The organism is Arenimonas daejeonensis, from assembly GCF_007993735.1.
GTDB lineage: Bacteria > Pseudomonadota > Gammaproteobacteria > Xanthomonadales > Xanthomonadaceae > Arenimonas > Arenimonas daejeonensis.
In genome coordinates, this window is sequence record NZ_CP042453.1 from 2,401,370 (window position 1) to 2,427,593 (window position 26,224).

A 26,224-nucleotide genomic window follows, 5' to 3' on the forward strand; every position below is an offset into this window, starting at 1 on the left:
GATTATGCCCAAGCCCGCACTCAGCGCGCTGCCGCCGCGTGCCGGTCGCGCAACACGGCCACCATATCGGCCAGGCCCAGGCCGCGGGCGCGCAGCAGCACGGTCAGGTGGAACACCAGGTCGGCGGCTTCGCCCAGCAGAGCCTCGTCGTCCTGCGTGACGGCCGCCAGTGCGGTTTCCACGCCCTCCTCGCCCACTTTCTGGGCGATGCGGTGGGCACCGCTTTCGAACAGGCGGGTGCTGTAGCTGCCCTCAGGCCGTTCGCGTTCGCGGCGTGCGACCAGGGCATCGAGCTCGGCCAGGAAATCCGCGGGCGCCTCCGCGAAGCAGCTGGCGCGGCCGAGGTGGCAGGTCGGGCCCTGCGGGCGGGCCTGCACCAGCAGGGTGTCGCCGTCGCAGTCGGCCTCCAGCGACACCAGTTCGAGGATGTCGCCGCTGGTCTCGCCCTTCATCCACAGGCGCTGCCGGCTTCGGCTGTAGAAGGTGATGCGGCACGTGGCCAAGGTGGCCGCGAGCGCGGCGCGGTCCATGTAGCCGAGCATCAGCACGCGGCCACCGGTGGCGTCCTGGACGATGGCGGGCAACAGGCCGCCCTGCTTGTCCCAGGCCAGGGCTTCGATCTGTTCAGGCGACATCGCGCACCTCGAAGCCCTGCGCTTGCAGGAAGGTCTTGAGTCCGGGAATCGGGATCGCGCCGGAATGGAAGACGCTGGCCGCGAGCGCGGCATCGACGTCGGCTTCGGCGAAGACGGCGGCGAAGTGTTCCGGCACACCGGCGCCGCCGGAGGCCACCAGCGGCACGCGGCAGATGGGGCGTGCGGCCTTGAGCTGTTCGAGGTCGTAACCGGCGCGCACGCCGTCGGCGCCCATGCAGTTGAGCACGATCTCGCCGGCGCCCAGCGCCTGCGCCTCGGCCACCCAGTCGAGCGTGCGTTTGCGCAGTGTCTGCGTCCGTTCCGGATCGCCGGTGTAGGCGCGCACGCGCCATTCGCCGTCGCCGTCGCGTTGGCTGTCGATGCCGACCACCACGCATTGCACACCGAACGCGTCCGCCAGTTCGCCGATCAGGGCCGGCCGTTCCAGTGCCGGCGTGTTGACCGAGATCTTGTCGGCACCCGCATGCAGGATCGTCCGCGCCTGCGCGACCGAGCGGATGCCACCAGCCACGCAGAACGGGATGTCGATCAGGCGCGCCACCCGCTCCACCCAGGCCACATCGACCGCACGGCCCTCGGGGCTGGCACTGATGTCGTAGAACACCAGTTCGTCGGCGCCTTCGTCGCGGTAGCGCAGCGCCAGGTCCTCGATGGCGCCCATCACGACGTGGTCGCGGAAACGCACGCCCTTCACGACTTGGCCGTGCTTCACGTCGAGGCAGGGAATCAGGCGCCGGCTCAACATGTGGCGCGTCCTTCCATCAGCTCCGGGAGCTTGAGCCGGCCTTCCAGCAGCGACTTGCCCAGCACGATGCCGGCGCAGCCCGCCTCGCGCGCGGCGGCGAGGTCGGCCGCTTCGCGCACGCCGCCCGAAGCCTGCACCGCCAGGCGCGGGAAACGGGCGCACAGGTGCCGGTACAGCTCGATATTCGGGCCCGAGCATGCCGTCGCGGGCGATGTCGGTGCACAGCAGGTGGCGCAGGCCGACGTCGACGTAGGCCGCCGCGAGTGCATCCAGTTCCTTGCCGCCCTCCTCGGTCCAGCCATGCACCGGCAGGTGCCAGCGTCCGTCGTCGTCGCGGCGGGTGTCGAGCGCCACGGTGATGCGTTCGGCGCCGTAGCGCGCGATCCAGGCAGCCACGCGGCCCGGTTCGCGCACTGCGAGCGAACCGATCACGACGCGGTCGGCGCCGGCTGCCAGCAAGGCCTCGACCTCGGCATCCGAACGCACGCCGCCGCCGGTCTGGACCCGCAGGCGGGTTTCCGATTTCAGTCGCGCCAGCAGTGGGGTCAGGGTGTAACCGCCGGCGCGCGCCGCATCCAGGTCGACCAGGTGCAGCCATTCGGCACCGGCTTCGAGTAGGCCTGGGCCAACGCAAAAGGATCGTCGGCATAGCGGGTCTCGCGGGCGTAGTCGCCCTGCGCCAGGCGCACCACGCGGCCTTCGCGCACATCGATGGCCGGATAGAGCACCAGGCCGCTCATGTTCGCCCCGCGCGCAGGAAGTTCTCCAGCAGCCGCGCGCCGACCGCGCCGGAACGTTCCGGATGGAACTGGGCGCCGGCGACATTGCCGCGTGCCACCACCGCGGCGAACCGGCCGCCATGTTCGGTCGTCGCCAGGCAGTCTTCCGTGACGGGCACCGCGTAGCTGTGCACGAAATAGGCCTGGGCGCCGTCGGCGATACCGTCGAGCAGGGCGGATCCGCGCGACGGCTCCAGGCGATTCCAGCCCATGTGCGGCACCCGCACGCCGGGCGCGCCGGCCAGCTTGCCGACCCGGCCGGGCAGCAAACCGGGGTTTCGACCTCGCCCTCTTCCGAGGATTCGAACAGCAGTTGCATGCCCAGGCAGATGCCCAGCAACGGCTGGCGCAGGTCGCGCAGCGTGTCCACCAGGCCGAGTTCACGCAGCCGCGCCATGCCGGGGCCGGCTGCGCCGACACCCGGCAGGATCACGCGGTCGGCGGCCCGGATCTCGGCGGCGTCCGCGCTCATCCGGCTCTCGACGCCGAGCCGCTGCAGCGCGTAACGCACCGAACCGAGGTTGGCCCCGCCCGAGTCCACCAGCACCAGGTTCACAAGGCCCCCTTGGTGCTGGGCAGTTCGCTGCCCTGCCGGCGCACGGCCTGGCGCAGCGCGCGCGCCACGGCCTTGAAGCAGGCTTCGACCAGGTGGTGGGTGTTGTCGCCGCGCACCTGCAGGTGCAGGTTCAGGCCGGCGGTTTCGCAGAGCGAGCGGAAGAAGTGCGGGACGAGCTCAGTGGCCAGGCCACCGACCTCGGCGCGCGGGAAACTTCCCTCGAACACGAAATACGGGCGGCCGGAAAAATCCACCGCGGCCGCAGCCAGGGTTTCGTCCATCGGCAGCGTGACTGCGGCGAGGCCGGTCGAGTCGCCGTAACGGGCGATGCCGCGTTTGTCGCCCAGCGCCTCTTTCAGCGCCTGGCCGAGCGCCAGGGCACTGTCCTCGACCGTGTGGTGTTCATCGATGTGCAGGTCGCCGGCGCAGCTCAGCTGCAGGGCGAAACCACCGTGTTTTCCGAGTTGTTCCAGCATGTGGTCGAAGAAGCCCAGGCCGGTGCTGACCTCGGGATCCGCGGCACGATCCAGATCGATCCGGACTCTGACCCGGGTTTCCTTCGTCGTGCGTTCGACGCTGGCCACGCGTGGTGCGTCGGCCAGTTCGTGCGCGATGCCGTCCCAGGTGTCCGGACCCGGCGCCAGCCGGAAACCGCGGCAGCCGAGGTTGGCCGCCAGTTGCAGGTCGGTCTCGCGGTCGCCGACCACGGCGGAGTTCGCCAGGTCGATGCCGCGGTCGCGCAGGTAGGGCAGCAGCAGGCCGATCCCCGGCTTGCGGGTCGGCTTGCCCTCGTGTTCGAAGCTCTCGTCGATCAATTGCTCGCGGAAGCTGATGCCCTGCGATTCGAGCACCTGCAGCATCAGCGCATGCGGGCCCTCGAAATCCTCGCGCGGGAAGCTGGCCGTGCCCAGCCCATCCTGGTTGCTGACCAGCACGAACTGGAAGCCGGCATCGCGCAGCTTCAGCAGTGCCGGGATCACGCCGCGCACGAAGCGCAGCTTGGCGTAGCTGTCGATCTGGAAGTCCGCGGGCTCCTCGATGATCGTGCCGTCGCGGTCCACGAACAGGATGCGCTGGCCGCTCATGCCGCCGCCCTCCCCGCCTGCAGCGCCGCCAGCAGCGCGTCGTTCTCCGCCGGACTGCCGATGCTGATGCGCAGCGCGTCGCCCAGTTGCGGCGAGGCGCGCATGTCGCGCACCACCACGCCGGCCGCCAGTAGCCGCTGGAAGACCGCTTCGGCATCGCTGAAACGCACCAGCAGGTAGTTTCCCTGCGAGGCGTACACGCGGCGGATGCCGGCACAGGCTTCCAGTTCGTGCCGCAGCCGCTCGCGTTCGGCGCGCACCGTCAGCACCCGGGATCGGGTCTGCGCCAGCGCCGCGTCCGACAATCCGTCCAGCGCCAGTTGCACGCAGGGCGAAGGCAGCGGATACGGCGCCTGGCAGTTGCGCAGCACCTCGACCAGCTCGGGTGCCGCCAGCAGGCAGCCGATACGGGCGGCGGCCAGCGCATGCGCCTTGGACAGGGTGCGCAGCACGGCCAAATTCGGTTGTTCACTGATCCACGATGCCATCGACGGCTGGTCGCTGTATTCGCCGTAGGCTTCGTCGACCACCAGCAGGCAGCGTCCGGCCAGGCGCCGCGCCAGCGCCAGCAGGTCGGCGGCCGGCACGGCCTGCCCGGTCGGATTGGCCGGCGAACAGAGGAAGACGAGCTTGGCTCCCGACGCGACGGCCTTGTCGGCGACGGCATCCAGGTCGAGCCCGAAGCCCGCCTCGCCGTCGCGCAACGGCACCTCGCGCACCGGCGCGCCCTGCAGCCGCGCGCTCACCGCGTACATGCCGAACACCGGCGGCGCGATCACCACCGGATCCTGGCCGGGACGGCAGAGCGCACGCACCAGCAGGTCGATGGCCTCGTCGCTGCCGCGGCCGACCAGCACCTGGGCGGCGCGCACGCCGTACAACGCCGCCAGGCGTTCGCGCAAGGCGGCCGGCTGCGGATCGGGATAGCGGTTCGCGCCGAAGCCCAGGTCGGCGGGGTTGCGCCAGGCGCTTTCGTTGGCGTTCAACCAGATCGAACCCGTGGACCCAGTCTTCCGTGCCGAGCTGTAGCCGAAGAAATCACGCAGGTCGGGTCGCACCAGATCGAGCAACGCGCTCATGACGCCGCCTCCAGCCGCCGCAGAACAGACTGCGCATGCGCCTCCAGTCCTTCCGCCCGCGCGATCTCGACCGCACAGGGCCCGATCGCCGCCAGCCCGTCGCGATTGACCTCCTGCACACTGATCGAAGTCTGGAAGCTGGCCACGCCGACGCCGCTCCAGGCGCGCGCGGCGCCATTGGTCGGCAGCACGTGGTTGGTGCCCGAACAGTAGTCGCCCAGCGATTCCGGCGCATGGTCGCCGAGGAACACCGAGCCCGCCGAGGCCACCTTCCCCAGCCACGCGCGCGGCTCGCGCAAGGCCAAGATCAGGTGCTCGGGCGCATACCGGTTGCTGATCCCGAACGCCTCGTCCAGATCGTCGACAAGAACCAGCCGTGCGTATTCGAGCGCCCGTTGCGCGATGCCTTCGCGCGGCAGGCTCGCGAGCTGGCGCTGCACCTCCGCCGACACCGCCTCGATCAGCTCCGGGGAATCGGTGAGCAGGATCACCTGCGAATCGGGGCCGTGTTCGGCCTGCGACAGCAGATCCGAGGCGACGAAGGCAGGCACCGCGCCCGCGTCGGCGATGACCAGCACTTCGGAAGGTCCGGCCGGCATATCGATGGCCGGCCCACCCGCCGTCATCGCCGCCAATTGTTTGGCAGCGGTGACATAACGATTGCCGGGCCCGAACAGCTTGTCGCAGCGCGGTACGGTCCCGGTGCCGAAGGCCATCGCCGCGATGGCCTGGGCACCGCCGAGCTTGAAGATGCGGGTGATGCCGCACAGGCCCGCAGCCATCAGCACCGCCGGATCAGCGGTGCCATCCACGCGTGGCGGCGTGCACAGCACCACCTCGGCACAGCCGGCGAGCAAGGCGGGCACGCCCAGCATCAGGGCGGTGGACGGCAGCGGCGCGGTGCCGGCCGGTACGTACAGGCCCACGCGCTGGATCGGACGCACGAGGCGGCCGCAGCGCACCCCCGGCGCGGTCTCGACCTCGAACTCCGTCGTCATGCCGGCGCGATGCCAGGTCAGCAGCCGGTCGCGGGCCTGCTCGAGCGCGGCACGCAATGATGGCGCCACCATCTGCTCCGCCGCCGCGATTTCCTCGGCGCCGACCAGGAACCGCGCCAGTTCCACGCCATCGAAACGGCGCGTCAACGCGCGCAGGGCCGTGTCGCCGTCGGCGCGGACCTGGTCGAACACGCGGCGCACGGCGTGTTCGACCTCCTTCCAGTCGCCGGCCCCCGGCCGCGCGAGGCAGGCGTCGTGGGCCGCGGCATCGAGTCGATTCCAGACGATGCGCTTCATGCCAGCATCTGCTCCACCGGTAGCACCAGCAGGCCCGTGGCGCCGGCGCGTTTCATGTCCTCCAGGCGCTGCCAGGTCATGGCGCTGCGGCACAGGGCCTGCAACGCGACCTGGTCGTCCTGGCCCTCGATCGCCATCACGGTCGGCGGTTCGGCGTCGGGCAGCAGCTTGAGCAGGCCCGGCACCGCCCCGCGCGAGGCCTGGAACAGCACCAGCTTGCTGGCGCGCACGCTCAGCACCGCATCGAGCCGGCGCAGCAGCATCGCCGCAAGATCGGTGCGCGCATCGCCGAAGGGCGCCGACGGCGCCACCAGCACCGCCTGGCTTTCGAACACCACCGCGGTTTCCTTGAGCTGGTTGGCCAGCAAGGTGGCGCCGGTCGAGACCAGGTCGCAGATCGCCTCGGCCTTGCCCAGGCGCGGCGCGATCTCGACCGACCCCGACAGCACCACCGGCTGCGCGTCCACGCCCTGCCCGCGCAGCCAGCGCGCCAGCAGCCGCGGATAGCTGGTGGCGATGCGCAGGCCGGCCAGGCGCTGCGGACCGGGCCAGTCCCAGTCGTTGGGCACGGCTATCGACAGCCGGCAGCGGCCGAAACCGAGTTCGCGGATGGCATGGAAGGCTTCGCCGCGGCCGTCGGCCAGGCGTTCGTCGGCCTGTTCCTCCAGCACGTTCTGGCCGACCACGCCCAGGTCGCAGGTGCCTTCGGCGATCAGGCCGGGAATGTCGTCGTCGCGCACCAGCAGCAGGTCGATCGGCAGGGATTCGCCATAACAGAACAGGCGGTCGCGGCTTTCCCGGAACACCAGCCCGGCCCGCGCGAGCAGGTCCCGGGCCGGGTCCGACAACCGGCCGGATTTCTGGATGGCAATGCGCAAACGGTCGTGCGTCCTCATGACGCTCTCCGGGTTCTCAAGCAGGTGGGGTCAGTGCGAAGCGTCGTGGGCGGATTCGCCCAGGCGCTCGACGGCGATGCGGTAGCCGCCCGCGCCCAGGTCCAGGCAACGGGCGACTCGGCCGATGGTGGTGACGCTGACGCCGGTCAGGTCGTGGATCTCGCGGTAGGGCACGTCCGCCACCAGCAGCGGCACCACCCGCCAGCGGTCGGCCATGGCCTCCAACTCGGCGGGGGTACACAGGTCTTCGAGGAATGCCCGCGCCTCGCCGGCCGAACGCAGGCTCAGCAGGGCCTCGATCAGGCCTTCCAGGGCGGGCGGGGTTTCGAGGTTGGCGGGGTCGCGTCGTTTCATCGCGCTAATGTAATAGCGCGTTAGTACAAATTGCAAGCCTGACCGGGATCATGGCCTTGGCCCGTAGCCCCGCATACAGTGGACACCCCCGGGGAGGGAAAGCACTTGTCCATCAAGACAGCCTGGTTCGCACTGCTGGCCCTTTGGCTGGCCCTGGCCGCTTCCCCGGCCCGGGCGGCCGGACCGGCCGTGCTCGATACCGGCAACGAGGCGCTGCCGCTGGCGCCCTACCTGAGCATGAAATCCGACCCGGAGGGCCGGACCGACGCCGCGGCCATGTTCTCGCAGGCGGCGCAAGGCAACTTCAGTCCCCTGCCCGGTGACAGCACCGCGTTCGGCTTCACCCGGGGCGCCACCTGGTTCCATGGCCGGCTGTACAACCAGAACAGCCGCGAACAGCGCTGGCTGCTGGTGCTGCACTACCCGTTGCTGGACAACGTGGACGTGTACCTGCGCTACCCCGATGGCCGGGTCGAACACATGGCCTCGGGCGACACCCTGCCCTTCAGCGCGCGCAGCATCCGCTACCGCCACCCCAACTTCTGGGTCGAACTGCCGCAGCGCACGGAAGTGGAGCTGCTGGTGCGCGTGGCCAGCCGCAGTTCACTGCAGGTGCCGCTGGCGGTGTACACCCCAGGGGCCTTCGCCGAACTCGAACGTGACTCGCAGTTCGGCATCGGCGTGTTCTACGGCGGCATCCTGGTCGCCCTGCTCTGCTACAACCTGGTGCTCTGGCTGTCGCTCAGGGACGCCAGCCACTTCTGGTACATGTGCCATGTCGCCGGCTTCGGCCTGGTGATGTTCTGCCTCAACGGACTGGCCTTCGAATACCTGTGGCCGAACTCGCCGTGGTGGGCCAACCAGGCCATCCCGGTGTCCATGGCGATCTCGCAGATCGCCATGCACCAGTTCTGCCGCGTGTTCCTGGAGCTTGAAGACCGCCAGCCGCGCGCCGACAAGGTGTCGCAGGCACTGATCCTGTTCTTCGTGCTGATGGGCGTCGCGTCGTTCTTCGTCGAGTACCGCACCGTGGTGCGGCCGATGACCCTTGCGGTGTTCCCTGGCGCGCTGTTCATCCTGTACCTGGCCATCAACTCGATCCGGCTGGGCTACGCGCCGGCCCGCGTGTTCCTGCTGGCCTGGGCCTTCCTGCTGCTGGGCACGGCGCTGTACGCCTCGGTGTCGTTCGGCCTGCTGCCGAAGAATTTCTTCACCGAATACGGCATCCAGATCGGGTCGGCCATGGAGATCATCCTGCTGTCCTTCGCCCTGGCCTATCGCTATGCCCGCCTGCGCGGCGAGAACGAACGCCTGGTGCACGAACACAACGAACAGCTGGAACGCCACGTCGCCCGCCGCACCTCGGAACTGAGCACGGCGCTGGAACAACTGGCCGAAGCCAACCAGCGCCTGCGCGAATCCAACCGCCGCGACGCGCTGACCGGGCTGTTCAACCGCAAGCACTTCCGCGAGGTGTTCGAACACCAGCTGCACCATGCCAACGAACACCGGCAGTCGCTGGGCGTACTGCTGATCGACCTCGACCATTTCAAGGACGTCAACGACACCCACGGCCACCTGGCCGGCGACGAATGCCTGCGCTGGCTGGGCCGCTGCCTGCACGACAGCCTGGTCGAACACGGGGCGCTGATGGCGCGCTTCGGCGGCGAGGAATTCGTGGCGGTGCTGCCCGACACCGAAGGCGAACGCCTGCTCAATGTCGCCGAGGTGCTGCGCCTGCGCATCTGCGGCGAACCGGTGCGTTATGCCGGCAACAGCATCACGCTCAGCGCCAGCATCGGTGTGTACGTGCTGCGACCGGGCAGTGGCATCGGGGTGGATGACGCGCTGCACCGGGCCGACGACGCGCTGTACGTGGCCAAGAGCCGCGGCCGCAACTGCGTACAGGCCGCGGAAGGCGTGATCCCGGACTGAGGCTCAGCCCCGCGTGCCGCGCGCGGCCGACAGCAGCCGGCCTTCCTGGACCAGGCGCACCGCGGCGGCGACGTCGCCGTCCATCGCCCGGTCGCGACCCATGAAGGGAATGGCTTCGCGCAGGGCGCTCCAGGCGGCGCCGACGGCGACGCCCGGATGGAATTCCTCCGACTCGGCCAGTTCGCGGCGCAGGGCCTCGACCTCGGCCAGGAAACCGGCACGGTCGGCATGGCCTGCCGGCGGCGCGCCCTGCACCTTGCCGGCCAGCGCTTCGGCATCCGACCCACGGGCCAGGGCACGGGCGGCGTTGATCATGTCGCGACGGTAGTCGAGCGCCTGCGCGGCGGTGTACAGCTCCAGCGCCAGTACATGGCCCAGGTCCTCGGTCATCTCGAGCACGTGGCGGCCTTCGTTGGCGCCCATCGAGACGTGGTCCTCGGCATTGGCGCTGGTCGGGATCGAATACACGCTGGCCGGGTGCGCGCGGCTGGCCAGGTCGTTCACCAGGGCGGCGGCGGTGTATTGCACGATCATGAAGCCGCTTTCGGTACCGTCCTCGTTGCCAATCAGGAACGGCGGCAGGCCGTCGTTGGTGGCGGGGTCCACCAGCTTGTTGAGGCGGCGCTCCGAAATCGACGCCAGGGTCGGGATCGCCGCCTTCAGGTAACTCAGCACCAGCGCCAGCGGCATGCCGTGGAAATGGCCGGCGGATACCACCATGTCCTCGACTTCCTTGGCACCTTCGAGTCCCGGGAACAGCAGCGGGTTGTCGGTGACGGCGTTGAGTTCGATGTCGATCACGCGCTTGGCCTGTTCCAGCGCGTCGCGCACGGCGCCGTGCACCTGCGGGATGCAGCGCAGCGAATAGCTGTCCTGCGGCTGGTGCTTCTTGCCGCCGCGGAACGGCCGGAACCGCTGGTAGAACTTCTCGCGACCGTGGCGCTGGGTGAACGGCACCCAGTCCCAGCCGATGTCGAAACCCAGCGCCTGCTGCGCCGGGTCCTGCCAGCTTTCCGGCTGCCACTGCCGGAAACGCGGCACCAGGTGGTAGGCGATGTCGGACAGGGTCGAACCCTGCAGCAGCTCGCGCAGGTGCCCGGCCACGTGCACCTGGCCCGGATGCGGGCGCAGGGCGTGCACATGCGGCGCGAATGCGCCCAGGCGACCGGCGAAGGCGTCGAGCGTCATCGCGGCGGCGAGGTCGGCGGTGTCGCACAGCTCTTCCAGGCGTTCGATCGCCAGCACGGCGGTGGCCAGCATCTGCGCGGTGCCGTTGTTCAGGGCCAGGCCTTCCTTGTGCGACAGCTTCACCGGCGACAGGCCGGCGCGTTTGAGCGCCTCGGCGCCGGGCAGGCGTTCACCGTCGAAAAAGGCTTCGCCGCCGCCCAGCAGCACGATGGCCAGGTGCGACAGCGGGGCCAGGTCGCCGCTGGCGCCGACCGAACCCTTGCGCGGCACCACCGGCACCACGCCGGCGTTGAGCAGGGCGACCAGCGCCTCCAGCACCGCGGGACGGATGCCGGAGTGGCCCATCATCAGGGTGTTGATGCGGATCGCCAGCATCGCCCGCACGACCGAAGGCGGGAACGGTTCGCCCACGCACACGGCATGGGTGACGATCAGGTTGTGCTGCAGCTCCTCGAGCACGCTGTCGCCCGACTTCGAGGCGCCGGGCAGGCCCTCGCGCAGCCGGTGCGCGCCGAGCAGCTTGTCGGCATTGCTGCCGAAGCCGGTGGAGACGCCATAAATGGGCTCCTGCCTGCGTACCTGCTCGGCCAGGAAGTCGGCGGCGCGCTGCACGGCCTGCATCTGCTGCGGGTCCAGGCTGACCGGTGCGCCATGGGCGATTTCGGCGACTTGCGCGCGGTTGAGGCTGCGGCCGTCGAGGCGGATCGGTTTCATCTCAACGGGCTCCCATCGCGCGCTGTTGCTCCAGCTCCACTTTCAGGGCGGCGGCGAGTTCCTCGCGCCCCACTTCGAATTGTTCCTGCGACTTCAGGTCCTTGACCTTGACCACGTCGCGCGTGGCCTCGTCGTCGCCGTACAGCACCACGAAGCGGATGCCGGCACGGTCGGCGTACTGGAACTGCTTGGCCAGCTTCTTCGCCTCCAGCTGCACTTCGGCATTGATGCCGCCGGCGCGCAGTCGCCGGGCGATGTCCAGCGAGTCGGAAAGACGGGCCTCGTCCATCAGGCCCACCATCACCTCGACCGAACTTTCGGCGGTGGAAATGATGCCGGCCTCGCGCAGCTGCCAGAACAGGCGGGTGGCGCCGATCGAGATGCCGACGCCCGGCAGCTTCGACTTGGTGTAGCTGCTGGCCAGGTTCTCGTAACGGCCGCCCGAGCAGACCGAGCCGATCTGCGGGTGGTCGTTGAGCGTGGTCTCGTAGACCGTGCCGGTGTAGTAGTCCAGGCCACGGGCGATCGAGAAGTTGAGCGCGTAGTTGGCTTCGGGCACGCCGTGGGCCTTGAGCAGCTCCAGGACTTCGCGCAGTTCGGCGACGCCTTCGTTGAGGATTCCGCTTCCCTGCCCCAGCGCGACGAGTTTCGCCAGCGCATCGGCATGCGAGGTCGATCGCACCTGCACGAAGGCCAGGATGCGGTCGGCGACGTCATCGGACAGGCCGAAGTCTCCGCCCACCAGTGTCGCGCGCACGGCTACGGCGCCGCGCTTGTCGATCTTGTCGATCTCGCGCAGCACCAGCGCCTGGCGCTCGCCCTCGGCGATGCCCAGGCCCTCGAAGAAGCCGCGCAGCAGCTTGCGGTTGTTGAGCTGGATGGTGAACGGGCCGACACCCAGTTCGGTGAACACGGCGTGGATCACCGCCGGCATCTCGGCGTCGTGGCGCACGCTGAGCGTGTCCTTGCCGATCACGTCGATATCGCACTGGTAGAACTCGCGGAAACGGCCGCGCTGGGCGCGTTCGCCGCGGTAAACGCGCTGGATCTGGTAACGCCGGAACGGGAAGGCCAGGTCGTGCTCGTGCTCGGCGACGTAGCGCGCCAGCGGCACGGTCAGGTCGAACCGCAGCGCCAGTTCCGGCTGGCCACCCTGTTCCAGTGAACCCGTGGACTGCACGAAATACACCTGCCGTTCGGTCTCGCCGCCGGTCTTGGTCAGCAGGACCTCGGACAGTTCGAACACCGGCGTTTCCACCGGCAGGAAACCGAAGCGCTCGTAGTTGCGGCGGATCACGTCCAGCATGCGCTGGAAGGCAATCTGGTCACGGGGCAGCAGCTCCATGACACCGGGCGGGGTGCGGGGCTTGATCAAGGTGGACTCTCCATCGGACGGCGCATTCTAGCGGCTGGGCCCGCCCGGGGCCGCTCCGGCCGGGCCGGGGGCTCTCCGGGCTTGCCGATACCGCGCCGGATCACTAGAATAGCCGGCTCGAATCCCTCGGGGTGTAGCTCAGCCTGGTAGAGCGCTACGTTCGGGACGTAGAAGTCGCAGGTTCAAATCCTGTCTCCCCGACCAATTCGACGATTTCCGGAAGGCCGCCCCAGGGCGGCCTTTTGCGTTCCTGGCCTACTCGATCCGCGCGATCAGGGCCTCGAAACGTGGATGGCCGTGCAGCGGGTCGAGGTCGCTGTCGTGTTTCATCCAGGCCAGGTCGCCCCAGCCCAGCTCCACCGCCCGTTCCAGCAGGCCGATGGCCCGCTCGTGGTCGCCTGGATCGCGCAGAAGCAGGCGATGTTGTAGAGCACCACCGGTTCGTTCTGGTCCTGGCGCAGGGCCTGTTCGGCCAGGGCGATGGCGCGCTCGTGCTCGCCGACCCGGTAGAGGTTCTGGGCGCCCAGGTACAGGGCCCGGGTGTCGTGCGGGTTCAGGCTGACGTGGCGCTCGACCGTGCCCAGCGCGCTGAGCCGGACCTTCATCTCTTCCTGCTTGCGGCCCAGCGACGCCAGGGTCTGGGCCAGGAACAGCGGCACCTGGTAGTCGGCCGGATTGACCTCGGCCGCCTTGCTGTAGAGCCGCGCCGCCTTCTCGTGGTCGCCGCGCGAGGAACAGGCCAGGCCGTAGTAGTGCCAGGCGTCGAACAGGTTCGGGTTGAGGCTGATCGCAGTCTCGAACTCCTCTTCGGCCTGGTCGTACTTTTCGCTGATCACCAGGGCCAGCCCGCGCGAGGCATGGGCTTCGGCCGAGCCCGGGTCCAGGGCCACCGCCTGTTCGCTGGCGCGGTTGGCGCGTTCGACGTTTTCCCGGCTGGCCTCGACGTAGCGGTACAGGTGCGAACAGGCGTCGGCGATGCCGGCATAGGCCAGCGCGTATTTCGAATCCACCGCGATCGCCTTCTGGAACATGCGGATCGCGTGTTCGTAGTCGCGCCGCGCCATCGAATACATGTAGCCGCGACCACGCAGGTAGTAGTCGTAGGCGACCGGGTCGGAGGTGGCCACCGACACGATTGAACGGCGCTCCTGCGGCGTCAGTGTCACCTGCAGGGCCTTGACGATGCTGTGGGCGATGTCGTCCTGGATGGCGAACACGTCCTTGAGCTCGCGGTCGTAGGTCTCCGACCAGAGATGGGAATCCGTGCCCGCCTCGATCAGCTGCGCGGTGATGCGCACCCGGTCGCCGGCCCGGCGCACGCTGCCCTCGAGCACGATGCCGACGCCCAGCTCGCGCGCCACGGTCGGGATGCTGGCTTCCTTGCCCTTGAACAGGAAGGACGAGGTGCGCGAGGCGACCTTGAGCTTGGGCAGTTTGGTCAGCAGGTTGAGGATCTCTTCCGAGATGCCGTCGCTGAAGTATTCGTTCTCGGCCTCGCCGCTCATGTTGACGAAGGGCAGCACGGCGATGGTGCGGCGGCCCTGGTCGTCGAGTCCCGAATCGGGCGTGGCCGGGGCGGCTGCCGGTTTCGATTCCGCCGGTGTCGCCGCAGGCAGCGCAACGGGCTCCGGTTCGGCGGCAGGCAGCGGCGCGGTGCGCACCACCCCATCCTCGCCGGCATCGAACATCCAGCCCATGGTCACCGCGATCGGGAAACCGAGCACGACCAGCACGATCACCAGGGTCACGCTCCAGTGCGGCAACTGCAGGGCGGGCAGCACGGTGTCCGCGACCTGGATCACCGCCCAGCCGGCCAGGGCATAGACGACGGCGACACGGATCACCCGGCGCCGCTTGAGCTCGGCGAACAGGCGTTGCATGCGCGATCCGTCGTGCGGCCCGGCCATGGCATCCCCTAGTGCTCCGCGCATGGTGGACCCGTCCGATACCCGCGGCAAGCCGCCGCGACCGGCATGTCCCGCGTCGGGCCGACCCGGCTACACTCGGCCCGACGTCGACCATGGGGATGGGAATGGGCTGGATCCTGGGGATCATCGGGGCTGTGTTGGGCGCGTTTTTCGGCGCCGTGGGCGAAGAAGTGCTGGGCTTCATGGGGGCGCCCTGGTCGGCGCCGTGCTGGGCATGGCCTTGGGCCAACGGAGTCGCCTGGCCGCACTGGAACAACGCCTGACCCGCATCGAAGCCCTGTCGCGGCGTCCGGGCGAAGCCGCGGCGGCCCCCGCGCCACAGCCCGCGCCACCCCGGAAACCCCGCAGGTTGCCGCTGCCGCGCCGATTCCGGGCAGTGCCGGCCCGGTGCCAGCCCCCGACGCCGCTGCTGCCCCGCGTGCGGAACCGCCACCGATGCCCGCGGCAGCGGCACGCACGGAAATACCGACCGCCTGGACCCGCACGGAACCCGACACGCAGGAACCCGCCGAGCCCACCGGACCCGACGCGCTTGAACGCGCCGTGGCTGTCGTGCGCGGCTGGCTGTTCGAAGGCAACGTGCCGGTGAAGCTGGGCGTGCTGGTGCTGATGTTCGGCATCGCCGCCGCCATCAAGTACGCCGCCGATGCCGGCTGGCTGACGATGCCGATCGAGTTCCGCCTCGCCGGCATCGCCGCCGGCGCCATCGCCGGCCTGGTCTGGGGCCTGCGCAGCGCCGCCGAACGACCGGCCTTCGGCCTTAGCCTGCAGGGCGGCGCCATCGGCATCCTGCTGCTGGTGGTGTTCGCGGCCTTCCGCAACTACGGCGTGCTGGACGCCATGCCGGCCTTCGCCCTGATCGTGATCCTGGTCGCCGGCGCCAGCGTGCTGGCGGTGAAACAGGACGCACCCGCACTCGCCGTGCTGGGCTTCATCGGCGGCTACCTGGCGCCGGTGCTGCTGTCCACCGGCAGCGGCAACCACGTGGCTTTGTTTTCGTATTACGCGGTACTCAACGCCGCCGTGTTCGCCATCGCCTGGAAGCGGCCGTGGCGGGCGCTGAACCTGGTGGGTTTCGTCTTCACCTTCGCCATCGGCGGCCTGTGGGGCGCGAAGTACTACCAGCCCGACAAGTTCGCCACCGTCGAACCCTTCCTGATCCTGTTCTTCCTGTTCTACGTCGCCATCCCGGTGCTGTACGCGCTGGCCGGCCGGCAGAAGAACGGCAAGGTGGACGGCACCCTGCTGTTCGGCACGCCGCTGCTGGCCTTCCCGATGCAGGTCGGGCTGCTGGGCGACGACCGCTTCGGGCTGGCGGCGAGCGCGGTGTTCGTGGCCGGCATCTTCGCCGGGCTGGCGTTGTGGGCGCAGCGCAACCAGCGCCTGCGCGACCTGGCGCAGAGCGCGGCCGGCATGGGCGTGGTGTTCGCCACGCTGGCGGTCCCGCTGGCCTTGACCGCACGCTGGACCTCGGCCGCCTGGACGCTGCAGGGCGCGGGCATGGTCTGGCTGGGCCTGCGGCAGGAACGCCGCCTGGTGCGCTGGACCGGCCTGGTGCTGCTGGTGCTGGCCAGCTTCGCCTGGATGGTGAGCCTGTTCGACTGGAACATGGGCATCGAGGACCGCTTCCTGGTCAACGGCCACGCCATGAACCTGGGCCTGCTGACGCTGGGCTGGATGGCCGCGAGCTGGTTCTACCAGCGCGCCGGCCGGGCGGTGGCGCTGCAGGTCCTGCTGTTCCTGGGCGGCCTGTTCTGGTGGAGCCTGCTGGGCATCCGCGAGATCGACATCAATCTGTCGCCGCGGTTCGATGCGCTGTATTACGGCGGCTTCGCCCTGGTGACTGCGGCGCTGGCGGCACTGCTGCGCAAGCCCCTGGCCTGGCCGCGCCTGTCTTGGCCGCTGGCCGCTTCGGTGGCGTTGATGCTGCCGCTGTCGTTCGCCTCGCAGGAACACGACCTCATTACCCTGTTCGACGCCCCGCTGGCGCTGTGGTGGGTGCTGCTGGCGCTGGCCCTGCCCACCCTGGCCGCGCTGCGCGAGCCGCGCTCGCGTTTGCTGCCGGTGGCGCACATCGCCTGGCTGATGGCAGTGGCTTCGGCGGCCGGCATCACGCTGATGCGCGTGCTGCACGATCGCAGCGCCCTGGCCGATGGCTGGCTGTTGCCGGCGGTGATGGCACCGCTGGCCTTGCTGTTCTATCTGGCATGGAAGCAGCCGGCACTGGCCGGCTGGCCAGTCGCCGGCGAGTTCCCGCGCTGGCGCCGCGTGTGGCTGGCGATCGCCGGAGCCGGCCTTGGCCTGGCCTGGCTGCTGGGCAATTTCCTGCCGGGCGACAGCGACCCCCTGCCCTGGCTGCCGCTGCTCAATCCGCTGGAAATGTCGCTGCTGCTGGGCCTGGTGGTGGCCGCGGCCGCGCTGCGTTCGCACGCCGATCCACACCGCCTGGGCAGTCTGGCCTGGGCCGGCGCGGCGCTGTTCCTGCTGACGATGTCGGTGCTGCGCGCCTGCCACCAGCTGGGCGATCTGCCCTGGTCGGCCGACCTGCTGTCCGAAACACTGGCCCAGACCAGCCTCACCGTGGCCTGGTGCGTAGCCGGCGTCACCGCCTGGATCCTCGGCTCGCGCCGCCGCGACCGCCCGCTGTGGTGGCTGGGTGCGGCCCTGCTGGGCGTGGTGCTGCTGAAGCTGCTGATCGTCGACCGCCAGTTCGTCGGCAACATCACCGGCATCGTGTCCTTCGTCGTCGTGGGCCTGCTGCTGATCGTGGTCGGCCGCATCGCCCCCACCCCACCCCGTTCGGAGTAAACGCATGCGCTCGATGTTGATGCTGGGTCTGCTGGCAACCGGTTTCGCGCAGGCCGCGACGCCGAACGATTACGCCTGGCAATGGCCGATCCAGGCCGATGGCGATGCCGCCGCCTACGTGCTTGAACTCGATGCCGAAGTACTGGCCGACGTACAGCGCAGCGACCTGCGCGACCTGGCGGTGTTCAACGCCCGGGGCGAGGCCGTGCCCTTCGCGTCCTGGCCGCCGAAACCCCAGGACGAGGCCGTGCGCGAACCGCTGGCCTGGCTGCGCGTGCCCCTGCCCGCCCCCGGCCAGCCCGAAAGCCTGGCGCTGCGGCTGGAGCGCGACAGTGATGGCCGCCTGCGCGGCCTGGACCTGCGCACCAGCGAAAACACGCCGCCGCCTGCCGAACGCCACGACCTGCTGGTGGACCGCGGCGAAGAAGAGCCGCCCGCCTTGTCGCGCCTGCATGTGCAGCTTGGCGAAGGCGCCGCGCTGCCGGTGAACCTGCGCGTGCGGATCAGCGCCTCCGACGACCTGGCCGACTGGCAACTGCTCGGCAGCGGCCTGCCCCTGGTCGCGCTGGACGACAACGGCCTGCGCATCGAACGCCTGCAGCTGGACATCGGCAGCACGCAGGCACGCTACCTGCGTTTGAGCATCGAAAACGATGGCCACTGGCCCGTGATCGCCGCGCTGCAGGCCGAACGCCGCGTGGCCGGCGGCGACGAGCGCGCCTGGAAGTCGCTCGAACTCACCGGCACGCCCGTCGCCGACCAGCCCGGCACGTTCACCTACACCAGCCCCGCGCCGGTGGCCGTCGAACGGGTGGACCTGCGCCTGGCCGCCGGCAATTCCGTGTCCGCCGTGCAGCTGACCGCCCGCGACCCCGGCACCGACTGGTGGCGCGGCGTCGCCGGTTTCACCGCTTTCCGCCTCGGTAGCGGCAGCGACGAAGTGCGCCACGTGGCGCCCGTCATCAGCCCGCTTCGCGACCGCGAATGGCAGGTCAGCACCCGGCCTGCGCTGGCCCAGGCGCCAAGCCTGGTGTTGTCCTACCGCCCCGAACGGTTCGTGATGCTGGCCCAGGGCGAAGGCCCCTACGTGCTGGTGGCCGGCAGCGTGCGTGCCAGCCGTGAGGACTATCCGGTGCAGGCCGCCCTGGCGGCATCGAGCACGCCGCCGCAACCGGCGACGCTGGGCGCGAGGAGCGAAGCCGGTGGCCAGGCAGCGCTGGAGCCGGAACGTGGCGAGGACTGGCAGCGGTGGGTGTTGTGGGCGGTGCTGGCCGCAGGCGCCGGATTGGTGCTGGTGGTTTCGTTGAGGGTATTGCGGCAGCCGAAGGCCGGCTAGCGCCCGTCTGCCGTTGCTGCCGGGCCTTGCCGGGAGGACACGATGACGATGCGGATGGATGACCGGCGATGCTTCTTCGCCAGGTGCCTGATGGCAGCGTTGCTGCTTGGCCCGGCGTCGGGCGCGCATGCGGCGCGGGAAATGCTGGAGTTCGAAATCGAAGGACAGACGCGCCGCGTACTGATGTTCGTGCCGGACACGCGCAGCACCGAACCACGCACCCTGATGGTGGTGTTCCATGGCCGCGGCGATGACGACACCGCATTCGCGAACGCCGTGCAGCTGCACCGGGACTGGCCCGAGGCCATCATTGCCTATCCGCGCGGCGAGTTGCGCGAGGCTTCGACGATGCGCGGCTGGCAGTACCGCCCGGGCGACCAGGGCGACCGCGACCTGGCGCTGGTCGACCGGCTGCTGGAGGAAACGGCCAGGCGCCACGGCACACGACCGGAAAACACGCACGCTGCCGGCTTCTCGAACGGGGGCCACTTCGTGCTGTTGCTGTTGGCCGAACGTCCGGAGGCATTCGCGACTTTCACCGTGATCGGCTCGGTGCACCCCGGCTTCGAAAGTGATGCGCCACCCAAACCGGTGATGTACCTGTTCGGCCGCGGCGAAGGCCGTGAGTTCAAGGACGACTGGGCGAAAACCGTCGAAGCGCTGACACGCCACAATCGCACGCAGGGCCCACTGGTGAAGTTCATGACCTGCTGCAACCTGCAGTCACCGGGCCCGGGCGGCGCCCCGTTCGTGTTCGGGCTCTACAACGCCGGCCACATCTGGCCGTCGGATGGCAATCAATGGCTGATGGAGTTCTCGCAGCACGGGTGGCAACCAGCCGGAAACAAGCAGCCTGGGACCAGGGCGGAAGGCGAGCCCATTCCGTTGATTCAGCCCTGAAGCGCCGTCTCCGCAAGCCGGCGCCTGATCGTTTCAAACCCGGGGAGGCATGACCCCCGGGTGAGGTTCGCGCGTCCAGGCTGGCCTGCGGGTCCGCGCCATGCGCCGGCAGCGGTTCCACCGCGGCCAGCTTGTAGGCCTCGCGGAACGGCAGGCCCGCGACGGCCAGCTCGACGGCCTTGTCGGTGGCGTACATGCCGTCGTCGAAGGCGTTCGACAGGCGTTCGGCATTCCACTGCAGACCGCGCAGCAGGTCCGGCAGCAGCGCCAGTGCGCCCAGGCCGCGACCGAAGGCGTGGAAGAGCGCACCCTTGGTGAACTGCAGGTCGCGGTGGTAGCCGGTGGGCAGCGACAGCAGCTGTTCGAGCTCGGTGCGGGCGGCGGCGACGCTGGCATAGGTCGCACGCATCAGTTCCACCAGGTCGGGATTGCGCTTGTTGGGCATGATCGAGCTGCCGGTGGTGTATTGCGGCGGCAGTTTGACGAAGCCGAATTCGGCGGTGGTGAACAGGCTCAGGTCCCATGCCAGGCGGCGCAGGTCCAGCACGGCGGCACCGAGGGCGTCCACGGCGGCGATCTCGAACTTGCCGCGCGAGAGCTGGGCATAGATCGGACTGACCTGCAAACGCGCGAATCCGAGCTCCTTCGTGCTGCCTTCGCGGTCCAGCGGCAGGTTGACGCCGTAACCGGCGGCGGTGCCGAGGGGATTGGCGTCGATCCAGTCGCGGGCCTGCTTCGCTCGCACGGCGTTGTCGATGAAGGCCTCGGCGAAACCCGCCCACCACATGGCGGTGGACGAGACCACGGCGCGCTGCAGGTGGGTGTAACCGGGCATGGGGATGGCTTCGGCTTCGGCGCGCTGCAGGCAGACTTCGGCGGTCTCGCGGCACAGGGCCTTCACTTCGCCCAGCTTGCGCTTGAGCCACAGGCGCGTGGCCACCAGCACCTGGTCGTTGCGGCTGCGGCCGGTGTGGATCCGGCGGCCGGTGTCGCCCAGGCGTTCGACCAGGCGCGATTCGATGGCGGAATGGCCGTCCTCGAAACGCTCGTCCAGCACGAAAGTGCCGGATTTCAGGTCCTCCGACAGCATGGCCAGTTCATGGCACAGCGCTTCACATTCGTCGTTCGTGAGGATGCCGATGCGCGCCAGTCCACGCGCATGCGCGGCCGAGGCGGTGATGTCGTCCTGGATGAATTCGCGGTCCAGCAGCACGTCACCGCCGGCCAGGAAGGCCTGGATGCGCGCGTCCACTTCGACGCCCGGTTTCTGCCACAGCAGCTCGCTCATGTCGGGATTCCCATCGTTTCCGGCAGGCCGAAGGCCAGGTTGAGGTTCTGCAGGGCCTGGGTGGCGGCGCCCTTGAGCAGGTTGTCGAGGGTGGACACCACGACCAGGCGGCGGCCATCGGCGGACAGCGTGAACCCGCCCACCTCGGCATGGTGCTTTCCTGCGATCCGGCTGACCCAGGGGGCGTCGTCGAGCACGCGTACCAGCGGCTCGCTGCCGTAAAGACGATCGTAGGCGAGCTTCACCGTGTCCGGCGTGTGCGCAGAGGCCAGGTGCAGGTTCGCCGTCAACGTGATGCCGCGGAAATGCGGCGCCACGTGCGGCATGAATTCCACCGCGTGTCCCAGCTGGCGCGTGACCTCGCGTTCGTGCACGTGGCCGGTGAGCGAATACGGCATCAGGTTGTCACGCAGTTTGACCGGGTCGTTCTTGTCCGAGGCGCTGGTGCCGGCGCCGGAATATCCCGACACACCGAAACACTGCACCGGACCGGCCAGGGCCTGGCACATCGGCGCGATCGCCAGCTGCATCGCGGTGGCGTAACAGCCCGGGTTGCTGATGCGGGTGGCGCCGGGCGCCGAGGCGCGGGTGAGTTCGGGCAGGCCATAGTGCCAGCGGTCGTCGAAGCGGTAATCGGCCGAGAGGTCCACGACCACGGTGCGCGGCGCCCGTACATCGAGTTCGGCGACGAAAGGCGCGGCCATGCCGTTGGGCAAGGCCAGTACCGGGGCGTCTGCGCCCTGCCCTGCAGCCGCGGCGGCATCGAGGTTCACGTAGCGCAGGTCGCCGGCATAGGCCGGCTCATGCTCCGCCAGCGGCTGGCCGGCACGTTCGCGCGAAGATACGAAGGCGAGTTCGAAGCGCGGGTGCGCGGCCACCAGCTTGATCAGTTCGGCACCGACATGGCCACGCGCACCGACCAGGCCCAGGGAAATTCTTGCGGTCACGCCGAGGCTCCGTGGTCCAGTTTGTAGTCGAGATTGCGGCGCACGGTCGGCCACTCGTTGTCGAGGATCGAGTACACGACGGTATCGCGCAGGTGCCCGTCGGGCATGCGCATCTGCCGGCGCAGGATGCCGTCGAAGTGCGCACCGAGTCGTTCGATCGCGGTGCGCGAGCGATGGTTGAAGGCATGGGTCCGGAATTCCACCACCGTGCAACCCATGGCATCGAAGGCATGGCCCAGCAGCAGGCGCTTGGCCTCGGTGTTGAGTGGCGTACGCTGCACGCGGGTCGAGTACCAGGTGTAGCCGATCTCCAGACTGGGGATCACCGGGTCCATGCGGAAGTAACGCGTGCAGCCCACCGGTTCGCCGGCGGCATTGCGCACCAGGAAGGGCATGGCGGTGCCCGCTTCGCGGTCGGCCAGCGCCTTGGCGACATAGGGACGCACCGTTTCCGGCCCCGGCACCGAGGTGTACCAGAGGTTCCAGAGTTCGCCGTCCGAAGCTGCCAGCAGCAGGTCTTCGACATGCTCCTTCTGCAGCGGTTCCAGGCTGACGTGGGCGCCCTCGAGCATGGGCGGGATGGTCCAGTGCAGGTTGTTCATAACCTCAGCCTTTCAGGGTGGCGGGCCGGGCCAGGCAGTGTTCGACCGCGTAGCGTATCTGCTCCCAGCCCTCGAGCCCGTACCAGAATACATTCCACTTCTCGCCCTTGAGGCAACCATCGGCCTCGTCGAAGTAGAAGTCGTTGACCGGGTTGCCGGCGCGGGCGCGCCAGAACAGCTGCGGGGTCTGGTCGCGCATCACCTGCCAGGCGGCGCGGCCCAGGCCTTCGCCTGGGCGTCGTCGCTGACCGCGAACTTGTCCAGGTGCGGGATGCCGTCCTCGAGCGTGATGATCAGGGCCGCGCGGTAGTGTTCGCTGACGTAGGCCTTGTAGAGGTTGGTCTTCTCGAAATAGTCCGGCGCCAGCTTGCGGCTGAAGCCCGATTCGATCAGAACCTTCAGCCGCTTGAGGTCGAGTTTCTTCCAGGAAGTGACGCTGCGCACCTGCTCGCCGCGCCGCACCAGGTGCCGGAGCCGCGGTGGGTGAACAATTCCTTGGCCAGCTGGTCGGGCCGGGTGATCGAGACCGAGCTCGAGGGCGGCAGCTCCATCAGCAGGTCATGGATCTGCTCGATCTTCACCTTCATGCCCGAATGCAGCCAGGGCTGGCGCAGCAGGTCGGCGTATTCGGTGCTGAGGTTGATCGAGTCGATCACCTTGCCGTCGCCGTCCAGCAGGCCGCCGGTGCCGGTGAGGAAGATGATCTTGTAGGGCTGCAGGGTCTTGACCAGCTCGTTCGCGGCCCAGTCGGCGTTGATGTTGAGGATCTGGCCGCCGGCGGTTTCACCCAGCGAGGCGATCACGGGGATCGAGCCGACCTTGATCGCCGCCTGGATGCCGGCGGTGTGCACGGCATCGACCTTGCCGACGAGTCCGTACTTGCGCTTGTTGAGGAAGCCGCACTCGAACACGCCCGAAGTGATCGACGTGGCGCGCACGCCCTGCGCCTGCAGGGCCTCGACCAGGCGCAGGTTCTCCTGCTGCGAGACGCGGCGCACGATGGCCAGTCCGGTGGCGTCGGTGACGCGCAGGCCGTCCACGGTGACCTTTTCGATCTTCGCGGCCTTCATCTGTTCGTCCAGCTGCGGGCCGGCGCCGTGGATGACGATCGGCGTCAGGCCCACCTGCTGCAGGAAAGACAGCGAGCTCACCAGCGCGTCCAGGTCGTCGCGCAGGATCGCGCCGCCGACCTTGACCACGGCGAAGCGCTCGGCGTCGAGCTGCGAGAAGCGCTTGAGGTACTGCTGGATCTCCTTGGCGCTGGCCATGTTGGACAGCAGCCGGACGATCGTTGTGCGCATTTCAGTCATGGTGAGCGTGGGCGATGTCGAAGGCGAATCCCGGAAGTGCCCTCCGGGAAAATTCCAGTTGGCCCGCGGTCAACGCGGGGGCGGCTTGGGCGATCAGGCTGAGGTCGTTCACGAGGCCTCCATCAGGCGTTGGTAGGTGGCGGAAACGGTGGCGAGCTGGTCCAGCGAAACCCATTCGTCGGCGGTGTGGGCCTGGGCGATGTCGCCCGGGCCGAACACCAGCGCGGTCATTCCGGCCTGCGAGAACAGCGAAGCTTCGGTCCAGAAGTCCACGGCATTGCCGATCGGCATGCCCAGTTCGTCGGCGAGGTCACGCGCCGCCAGACGGCGCTCCTCGGCCCGAGCCACGTCGCCGGAAGGCAAGGAGGGCCCGGAGAAGGTCTCTTCGTAGGAAGCCAGCATGCCGGCCGGCGCGAAGCTGCGGAACAGTTCGTGCAGCGTCTCCAGCGACTGCGAGGGCAGCGGCCGGAAACCGAAACGGAGTTCGGCCCTGGGCGCGATCATGTTGGCCTTGATGCCGCCTTCGACCCGGCCGATGTTGAAGCGCAGGCCGGTGAGCCCGCCGAAACGCAGATGGTCCTGGGCCTGCACGAAGTCCATCGCCTGGCTGCCCCAGCGGATCGCCGCATGCAGGGCACTGGTATCGCGCGCCTGGGCACCGGAAGCGTGGCCGGCTTCACCGCGGAACTTCATCAGCACAGAACTGATGCCGCGATGCGCGAGCACGGCCTGCCCCATCGTCGGTTCGGCCACGATGGCTTCCTCGAAGCCATGGTCGGAAGCGAGGAAGGCGGCGATGCAGCGCGCGTCGTTGGCCTCCTCGTCGGTACTGAACAGGAAGGCCACGTCCCCCGTTGTCCGCCGCGCCGCCGCCACCAGTCCCGCTGCCGCGCCCTTGATGTCGCAGGCGCCAAGCGCGATGGCCCGGTCGGCGGTCACGCGCAGGGTGTGCGGATCGGCACTCCAGGCCGGCGACGAAGGCACGGTATCGAGGTGGACGTTGAAGACGCGCTTAGGCGCACCGCGCACCGCCAGCATCGACACCGCGCCGGCACCGTGGTCGGTCACCGTGATGCGGAAATCCGGCAACTGCGTGCGCAAGTAGTCGAAGATGCCGCCCGTACCGATGTCGCGCGGCGGGTTGCGGGTGTCGAAGGACACCAGCGCTTCCAGGTGCTTCAGGACTTCGGGCAGCAGGTCGGCCATGTCAGGGCTTCCGGTTCACTTCGGCCCAGAGCGTGCTGCTCATGCCGTACAGGCGGATGAACCCCTCGGCCTCGGCCACGCCCCAGTCGGCGGACTGGGCGTAGGTGGCGCCCTTGGCGTTGAGGATGTGCGGCGAGCGGATGGCCACGGCGCCGACGCTGCCGCCCTGGGTTTCCAGCACGACTTCGCCGTTGACCGTGCCCTGGCTGGAGGCGAGGAAGGCCTCGAGATCGGTCTTGAGCGGATCGTTGTAGAAACCTTCGTAGACCAACTCGACCCACTTGTGCGCGACTTCGGGCTTGAAGCGGTTCTGGTGCTTGCTCAGCACCGCCTCTTCCAGCGCACGATGGCCGGCCAGCAGCACCGCCAGCCCTGGCGCTTCGAAGATGATGCGACCCTTGAGGCCGATGGTGGTGTCGCCGGTGTAGATGCCGCGGCCGACGCCGTACTTCGCGAACAGGCCGTTGAGTTTCGCCAGCAACTCGGCGCCCGCCATCTCCTGCCCATCCAGCGCCACGGCTTCGCCTTGTACGAACGTCAACGTCACCCGCAGCGGCTCGGCCGGCCACTCGGTGCGTGGCGCGCACCAGCCGCGGGCGCCTTCACCCGGCGCTTCCCAGCGGTCGATCTCGCCGCCCGACATGGTCAGGCCCAGCAGGTTCTCGTTGATGGTGTAGGCCTTCTGCTTGGCCCGCACCTCGAAGCCGCGTTCTTCCAGATAAGCCTGTTCATAGGCGCGGGTCTGGGTGTGCTCCTTCTGGATCTCACGGATGGGCGCCACGATCTGGTAGTCGCCCGCCGCCTTCACGGCCAGGTCGAAACGCACCTGGTCGTTGCCCATGCCAGTGCAGCCGTGCGCGATCGCGCGCGTGCCGATCTCGGCGGCGCGCCTGAGCGCCGCGTCAACGATCAGGTAACGATCGGACACCAGCAACGGATACTGACCCTGGTAACCCTCGCCCGCCATCACGAAAGGTTTGACGAAACCGTCCCAGATCGCCGGGCCACCATCCACGGTGACGTGGCTGGCGGCGCCGAGCTCGGCGGCGCGCTGCTCGATGTAGGCGCGTTCTTCGGCATCCACGCCACCGGTGTCGGCGAACACGGTGTGCACGGCCCAGCCACGTTCCTGCAGCCAGGGGATACAGAAGCTGGTGTCGAGGCCGCCGGAAAAGGCGAGGACGATGTTTTTGGTCGAGGTCATTCGGGTTTCCTGGGAATCTGCTTGTCCCCCTCCCCGCT

Annotated in this window: 20 protein-coding genes, 1 tRNA gene and 4 pseudogenes; 6 read left to right on the plus strand and 19 right to left on the minus strand. The window is 69.0% G+C overall.

Going from position 1 to position 26,224, the window contains the following annotated elements:
- Positions 1-20: 20 nt before the first annotated feature.
- The 9 genes and pseudogenes from hisIE to FRZ33_RS11740 form a co-directional block, all read right to left on the minus strand.
- Positions 21-635, minus strand: a complete 615-nt coding sequence (gene hisIE / locus FRZ33_RS11700; RefSeq protein ID WP_146909829.1) for a bifunctional phosphoribosyl-AMP cyclohydrolase/phosphoribosyl-ATP diphosphatase HisIE — start codon at positions 633-635, stop codon at positions 21-23.
- A complete protein-coding gene (gene hisF / locus FRZ33_RS11705) occupies positions 625-1,401 on the minus strand; it encodes an imidazole glycerol phosphate synthase subunit HisF (protein WP_146909831.1) in 777 nt (258 codons plus the stop codon). Before hisF ends, hisIE begins: the two co-directional genes overlap by 11 nt.
- Positions 1,395-2,141: pseudogene (gene hisA / locus FRZ33_RS11710) on the minus strand (1-(5-phosphoribosyl)-5-[(5-phosphoribosylamino)methylideneamino]imidazole-4-carboxamide isomerase). Before hisA ends, hisF begins: the two are co-directional and overlap by 7 nt.
- A pseudogene (gene hisH / locus FRZ33_RS11715) lies at positions 2,138-2,736 on the minus strand (imidazole glycerol phosphate synthase subunit HisH). The pseudogenes hisA and hisH overlap by 4 nt, the downstream one beginning before the upstream one ends.
- Positions 2,733-3,821: a bifunctional histidinol-phosphatase/imidazoleglycerol-phosphate dehydratase HisB gene (gene hisB, locus FRZ33_RS11720; RefSeq protein WP_146909833.1), complete on the minus strand. Its 1,089-nt coding sequence runs from the start codon at positions 3,819-3,821 to the stop codon at positions 2,733-2,735. Before hisB ends, hisH begins: the two are co-directional and overlap by 4 nt.
- Positions 3,818-4,900 (minus strand): histidinol-phosphate transaminase, encoded by a 1,083-nt coding sequence (gene hisC, locus FRZ33_RS11725; protein ID WP_146909834.1) that lies wholly within the window; start codon positions 4,898-4,900, stop codon positions 3,818-3,820. Before hisC ends, hisB begins: the two co-directional genes overlap by 4 nt.
- On the minus strand, positions 4,897-6,195 hold the full coding sequence (gene hisD, locus FRZ33_RS11730) for a histidinol dehydrogenase (protein ID WP_146909836.1): 1,299 nt from the start codon (positions 6,193-6,195) through the stop codon (positions 4,897-4,899). Before hisD ends, hisC begins: the two co-directional genes overlap by 4 nt.
- The gene (hisG, locus tag FRZ33_RS11735) at positions 6,192-7,091 is read right to left on the minus strand and encodes an ATP phosphoribosyltransferase (protein WP_146909837.1); all 900 of its coding nucleotides are present in this window, start codon (positions 7,089-7,091) and stop codon (positions 6,192-6,194) included. Before hisG ends, hisD begins: the two co-directional genes overlap by 4 nt.
- Before the next feature lie 30 nt (positions 7,092-7,121).
- A complete protein-coding gene (locus tag FRZ33_RS11740) occupies positions 7,122-7,445 on the minus strand; it encodes a YerC/YecD family TrpR-related protein (RefSeq protein WP_146909839.1) in 324 nt (107 codons plus the stop codon).
- Positions 7,446-7,550: 105 nt separating this feature from the next.
- Between FRZ33_RS11740 and FRZ33_RS11745 the strand changes: the two genes are divergently transcribed.
- Positions 7,551-9,380 carry a sensor domain-containing diguanylate cyclase gene (locus tag FRZ33_RS11745; RefSeq protein WP_146909841.1) on the plus strand — a complete coding sequence of 610 codons (1,830 nt, stop codon included), beginning with the start codon at positions 7,551-7,553 and terminating at the stop codon, positions 9,378-9,380.
- Between the two features lie 3 nt (positions 9,381-9,383).
- Here the strand turns inward: FRZ33_RS11745 and FRZ33_RS11750 are convergent, their stop codons facing one another.
- Both FRZ33_RS11750 and hisS read right to left on the minus strand, forming a co-directional pair.
- Positions 9,384-11,282, minus strand: a complete 1,899-nt coding sequence (locus FRZ33_RS11750; RefSeq protein WP_146909843.1) for an HAL/PAL/TAL family ammonia-lyase — start codon at positions 11,280-11,282, stop codon at positions 9,384-9,386.
- A 1-nt stretch (position 11,283) separates the two neighbouring features.
- A complete protein-coding gene (gene hisS, locus FRZ33_RS11755) occupies positions 11,284-12,657 on the minus strand; it encodes a histidine--tRNA ligase (protein WP_146909845.1) in 1,374 nt (457 codons plus the stop codon).
- Positions 12,658-12,784: 127 nt separating this feature from the next.
- On the opposite strand from hisS, the gene FRZ33_RS11760 reads away from it, so the two are divergent.
- Positions 12,785-12,861: transfer RNA gene (locus FRZ33_RS11760), tRNA-Pro, on the plus strand.
- Between the two features lie 51 nt (positions 12,862-12,912).
- Here the strand turns inward: FRZ33_RS11760 and FRZ33_RS17795 are convergent.
- Both FRZ33_RS17795 and FRZ33_RS11765 read right to left on the minus strand, forming a co-directional pair.
- Positions 12,913-13,017, minus strand: coding sequence for a TPR end-of-group domain-containing protein (locus FRZ33_RS17795; RefSeq protein WP_425480590.1), 105 nt, complete (start codon positions 13,015-13,017; stop codon positions 12,913-12,915).
- Positions 12,984-14,537 carry a tetratricopeptide repeat protein gene (locus tag FRZ33_RS11765; RefSeq protein ID WP_158637213.1) on the minus strand — a complete coding sequence of 518 codons (1,554 nt, stop codon included), beginning with the start codon at positions 14,535-14,537 and terminating at the stop codon, positions 12,984-12,986. The genes FRZ33_RS17795 and FRZ33_RS11765 overlap by 34 nt, the downstream gene beginning before the upstream one ends.
- A 152-nt stretch (positions 14,538-14,689) precedes the next feature.
- Here FRZ33_RS11765 and FRZ33_RS16395 point away from each other — a divergent pair, with 152 nt between their 5' ends.
- The 4 genes from FRZ33_RS16395 to FRZ33_RS17345 all read left to right on the plus strand — a co-directional run bounded on the left by FRZ33_RS16395 (position 14,690) and on the right by FRZ33_RS17345 (position 19,629).
- Complete coding sequence (locus FRZ33_RS16395) at positions 14,690-14,848, plus strand: hypothetical protein (protein WP_227978366.1); 159 nt, start codon at positions 14,690-14,692, stop codon at positions 14,846-14,848.
- Positions 14,849-15,020: 172 nt separating this feature from the next.
- Complete coding sequence (locus tag FRZ33_RS11770; protein ID WP_146909849.1) at positions 15,021-17,393, plus strand: DUF2339 domain-containing protein; 2,373 nt, start codon at positions 15,021-15,023, stop codon at positions 17,391-17,393.
- 4 nt (positions 17,394-17,397) lie between these two features.
- A complete protein-coding gene (locus tag FRZ33_RS11775; RefSeq protein WP_146909851.1) occupies positions 17,398-18,729 on the plus strand; it encodes a DUF3999 family protein in 1,332 nt (443 codons plus the stop codon).
- A 42-nt stretch (positions 18,730-18,771) separates the two neighbouring features.
- Entirely contained in the window at positions 18,772-19,629 is an 858-nt protein-coding gene (locus tag FRZ33_RS17345) for an alpha/beta hydrolase-fold protein (protein WP_146909853.1), read from the plus strand.
- A 46-nt stretch (positions 19,630-19,675) separates the two neighbouring features.
- On the opposite strand, the pseudogene argH reads toward FRZ33_RS17345, so the two are convergent.
- The 6 genes and pseudogenes from argH to FRZ33_RS11810 all read right to left on the minus strand — a co-directional run.
- Positions 19,676-20,917: pseudogene (argH, locus tag FRZ33_RS11785) on the minus strand (argininosuccinate lyase); the annotation flags it as partial.
- Positions 20,914-21,864: an N-acetyl-gamma-glutamyl-phosphate reductase gene (gene argC / locus FRZ33_RS11790; RefSeq protein WP_146909857.1), complete on the minus strand. Its 951-nt coding sequence runs from the start codon at positions 21,862-21,864 to the stop codon at positions 20,914-20,916. The pseudogene argH and the gene argC, both read right to left, overlap by 4 nt.
- The gene (locus FRZ33_RS11795) at positions 21,861-22,466 is read right to left on the minus strand and encodes a GNAT family N-acetyltransferase (protein WP_227977834.1); all 606 of its coding nucleotides are present in this window, start codon (positions 22,464-22,466) and stop codon (positions 21,861-21,863) included. Before FRZ33_RS11795 ends, argC begins: the two co-directional genes overlap by 4 nt.
- A 4-nt stretch (positions 22,467-22,470) precedes the next feature.
- Positions 22,471-23,776 (minus strand): annotated as a pseudogene (locus FRZ33_RS11800) (acetylglutamate kinase).
- A 108-nt stretch (positions 23,777-23,884) separates the two neighbouring features.
- Positions 23,885-24,982 carry an acetylornithine deacetylase gene (locus FRZ33_RS11805; protein ID WP_146909858.1) on the minus strand — a complete coding sequence of 366 codons (1,098 nt, stop codon included), beginning with the start codon at positions 24,980-24,982 and terminating at the stop codon, positions 23,885-23,887.
- 1 nt (position 24,983) lies between these two features.
- Positions 24,984-26,186: an argininosuccinate synthase gene (locus FRZ33_RS11810; RefSeq protein WP_146909860.1), complete on the minus strand. Its 1,203-nt coding sequence runs from the start codon at positions 26,184-26,186 to the stop codon at positions 24,984-24,986.
- Between the last annotated feature and the right edge of the window lie 38 nt (positions 26,187-26,224).

Coding starts and splice junctions, on each gene's coding strand:
- hisIE (WP_146909829.1), bottom strand. CDS start 635: ATGTCGCCTGAACAGATCGAAGCCCTGGCCTGGGACAAGCAGGGCGGC.
- hisF (WP_146909831.1), bottom strand. CDS start 1,401: ATGTTGAGCCGGCGCCTGATTCCCTGCCTCGACGTGAAGCACGGCCAA.
- hisB (WP_146909833.1), bottom strand. CDS start 3,821: ATGAGCGGCCAGCGCATCCTGTTCGTGGACCGCGACGGCACGATCATC.
- hisC (WP_146909834.1), bottom strand. CDS start 4,900: ATGAGCGCGTTGCTCGATCTGGTGCGACCCGACCTGCGTGATTTCTTC.
- hisD (WP_146909836.1), bottom strand. CDS start 6,195: ATGAAGCGCATCGTCTGGAATCGACTCGATGCCGCGGCCCACGACGCC.
- hisG (WP_146909837.1), bottom strand. CDS start 7,091: ATGAGGACGCACGACCGTTTGCGCATTGCCATCCAGAAATCCGGCCGG.
- FRZ33_RS11740 (WP_146909839.1), bottom strand. CDS start 7,445: ATGAAACGACGCGACCCCGCCAACCTCGAAACCCCGCCCGCCCTGGAA.
- FRZ33_RS11750 (WP_146909843.1), bottom strand. CDS start 11,282: ATGAAACCGATCCGCCTCGACGGCCGCAGCCTCAACCGCGCGCAAGTC.
- FRZ33_RS11765 (WP_158637213.1), bottom strand. CDS start 14,537: ATGCAACGCCTGTTCGCCGAGCTCAAGCGGCGCCGGGTGATCCGTGTC.
- FRZ33_RS16395 (WP_227978366.1), top strand. CDS start 14,690: ATGGGCTGGATCCTGGGGATCATCGGGGCTGTGTTGGGCGCGTTTTTC.
- FRZ33_RS11770 (WP_146909849.1), top strand. CDS start 15,021: ATGCCCGCGGCAGCGGCACGCACGGAAATACCGACCGCCTGGACCCGC.
- FRZ33_RS11775 (WP_146909851.1), top strand. CDS start 17,398: ATGCGCTCGATGTTGATGCTGGGTCTGCTGGCAACCGGTTTCGCGCAG.
- FRZ33_RS17345 (WP_146909853.1), top strand. CDS start 18,772: ATGACGATGCGGATGGATGACCGGCGATGCTTCTTCGCCAGGTGCCTG.
- FRZ33_RS11795 (WP_227977834.1), bottom strand. CDS start 22,466: ATGAACAACCTGCACTGGACCATCCCGCCCATGCTCGAGGGCGCCCAC.
- FRZ33_RS11805 (WP_146909858.1), bottom strand. CDS start 24,982: ATGGCCGACCTGCTGCCCGAAGTCCTGAAGCACCTGGAAGCGCTGGTG.
- FRZ33_RS11810 (WP_146909860.1), bottom strand. CDS start 26,186: ATGACCTCGACCAAAAACATCGTCCTCGCCTTTTCCGGCGGCCTCGAC.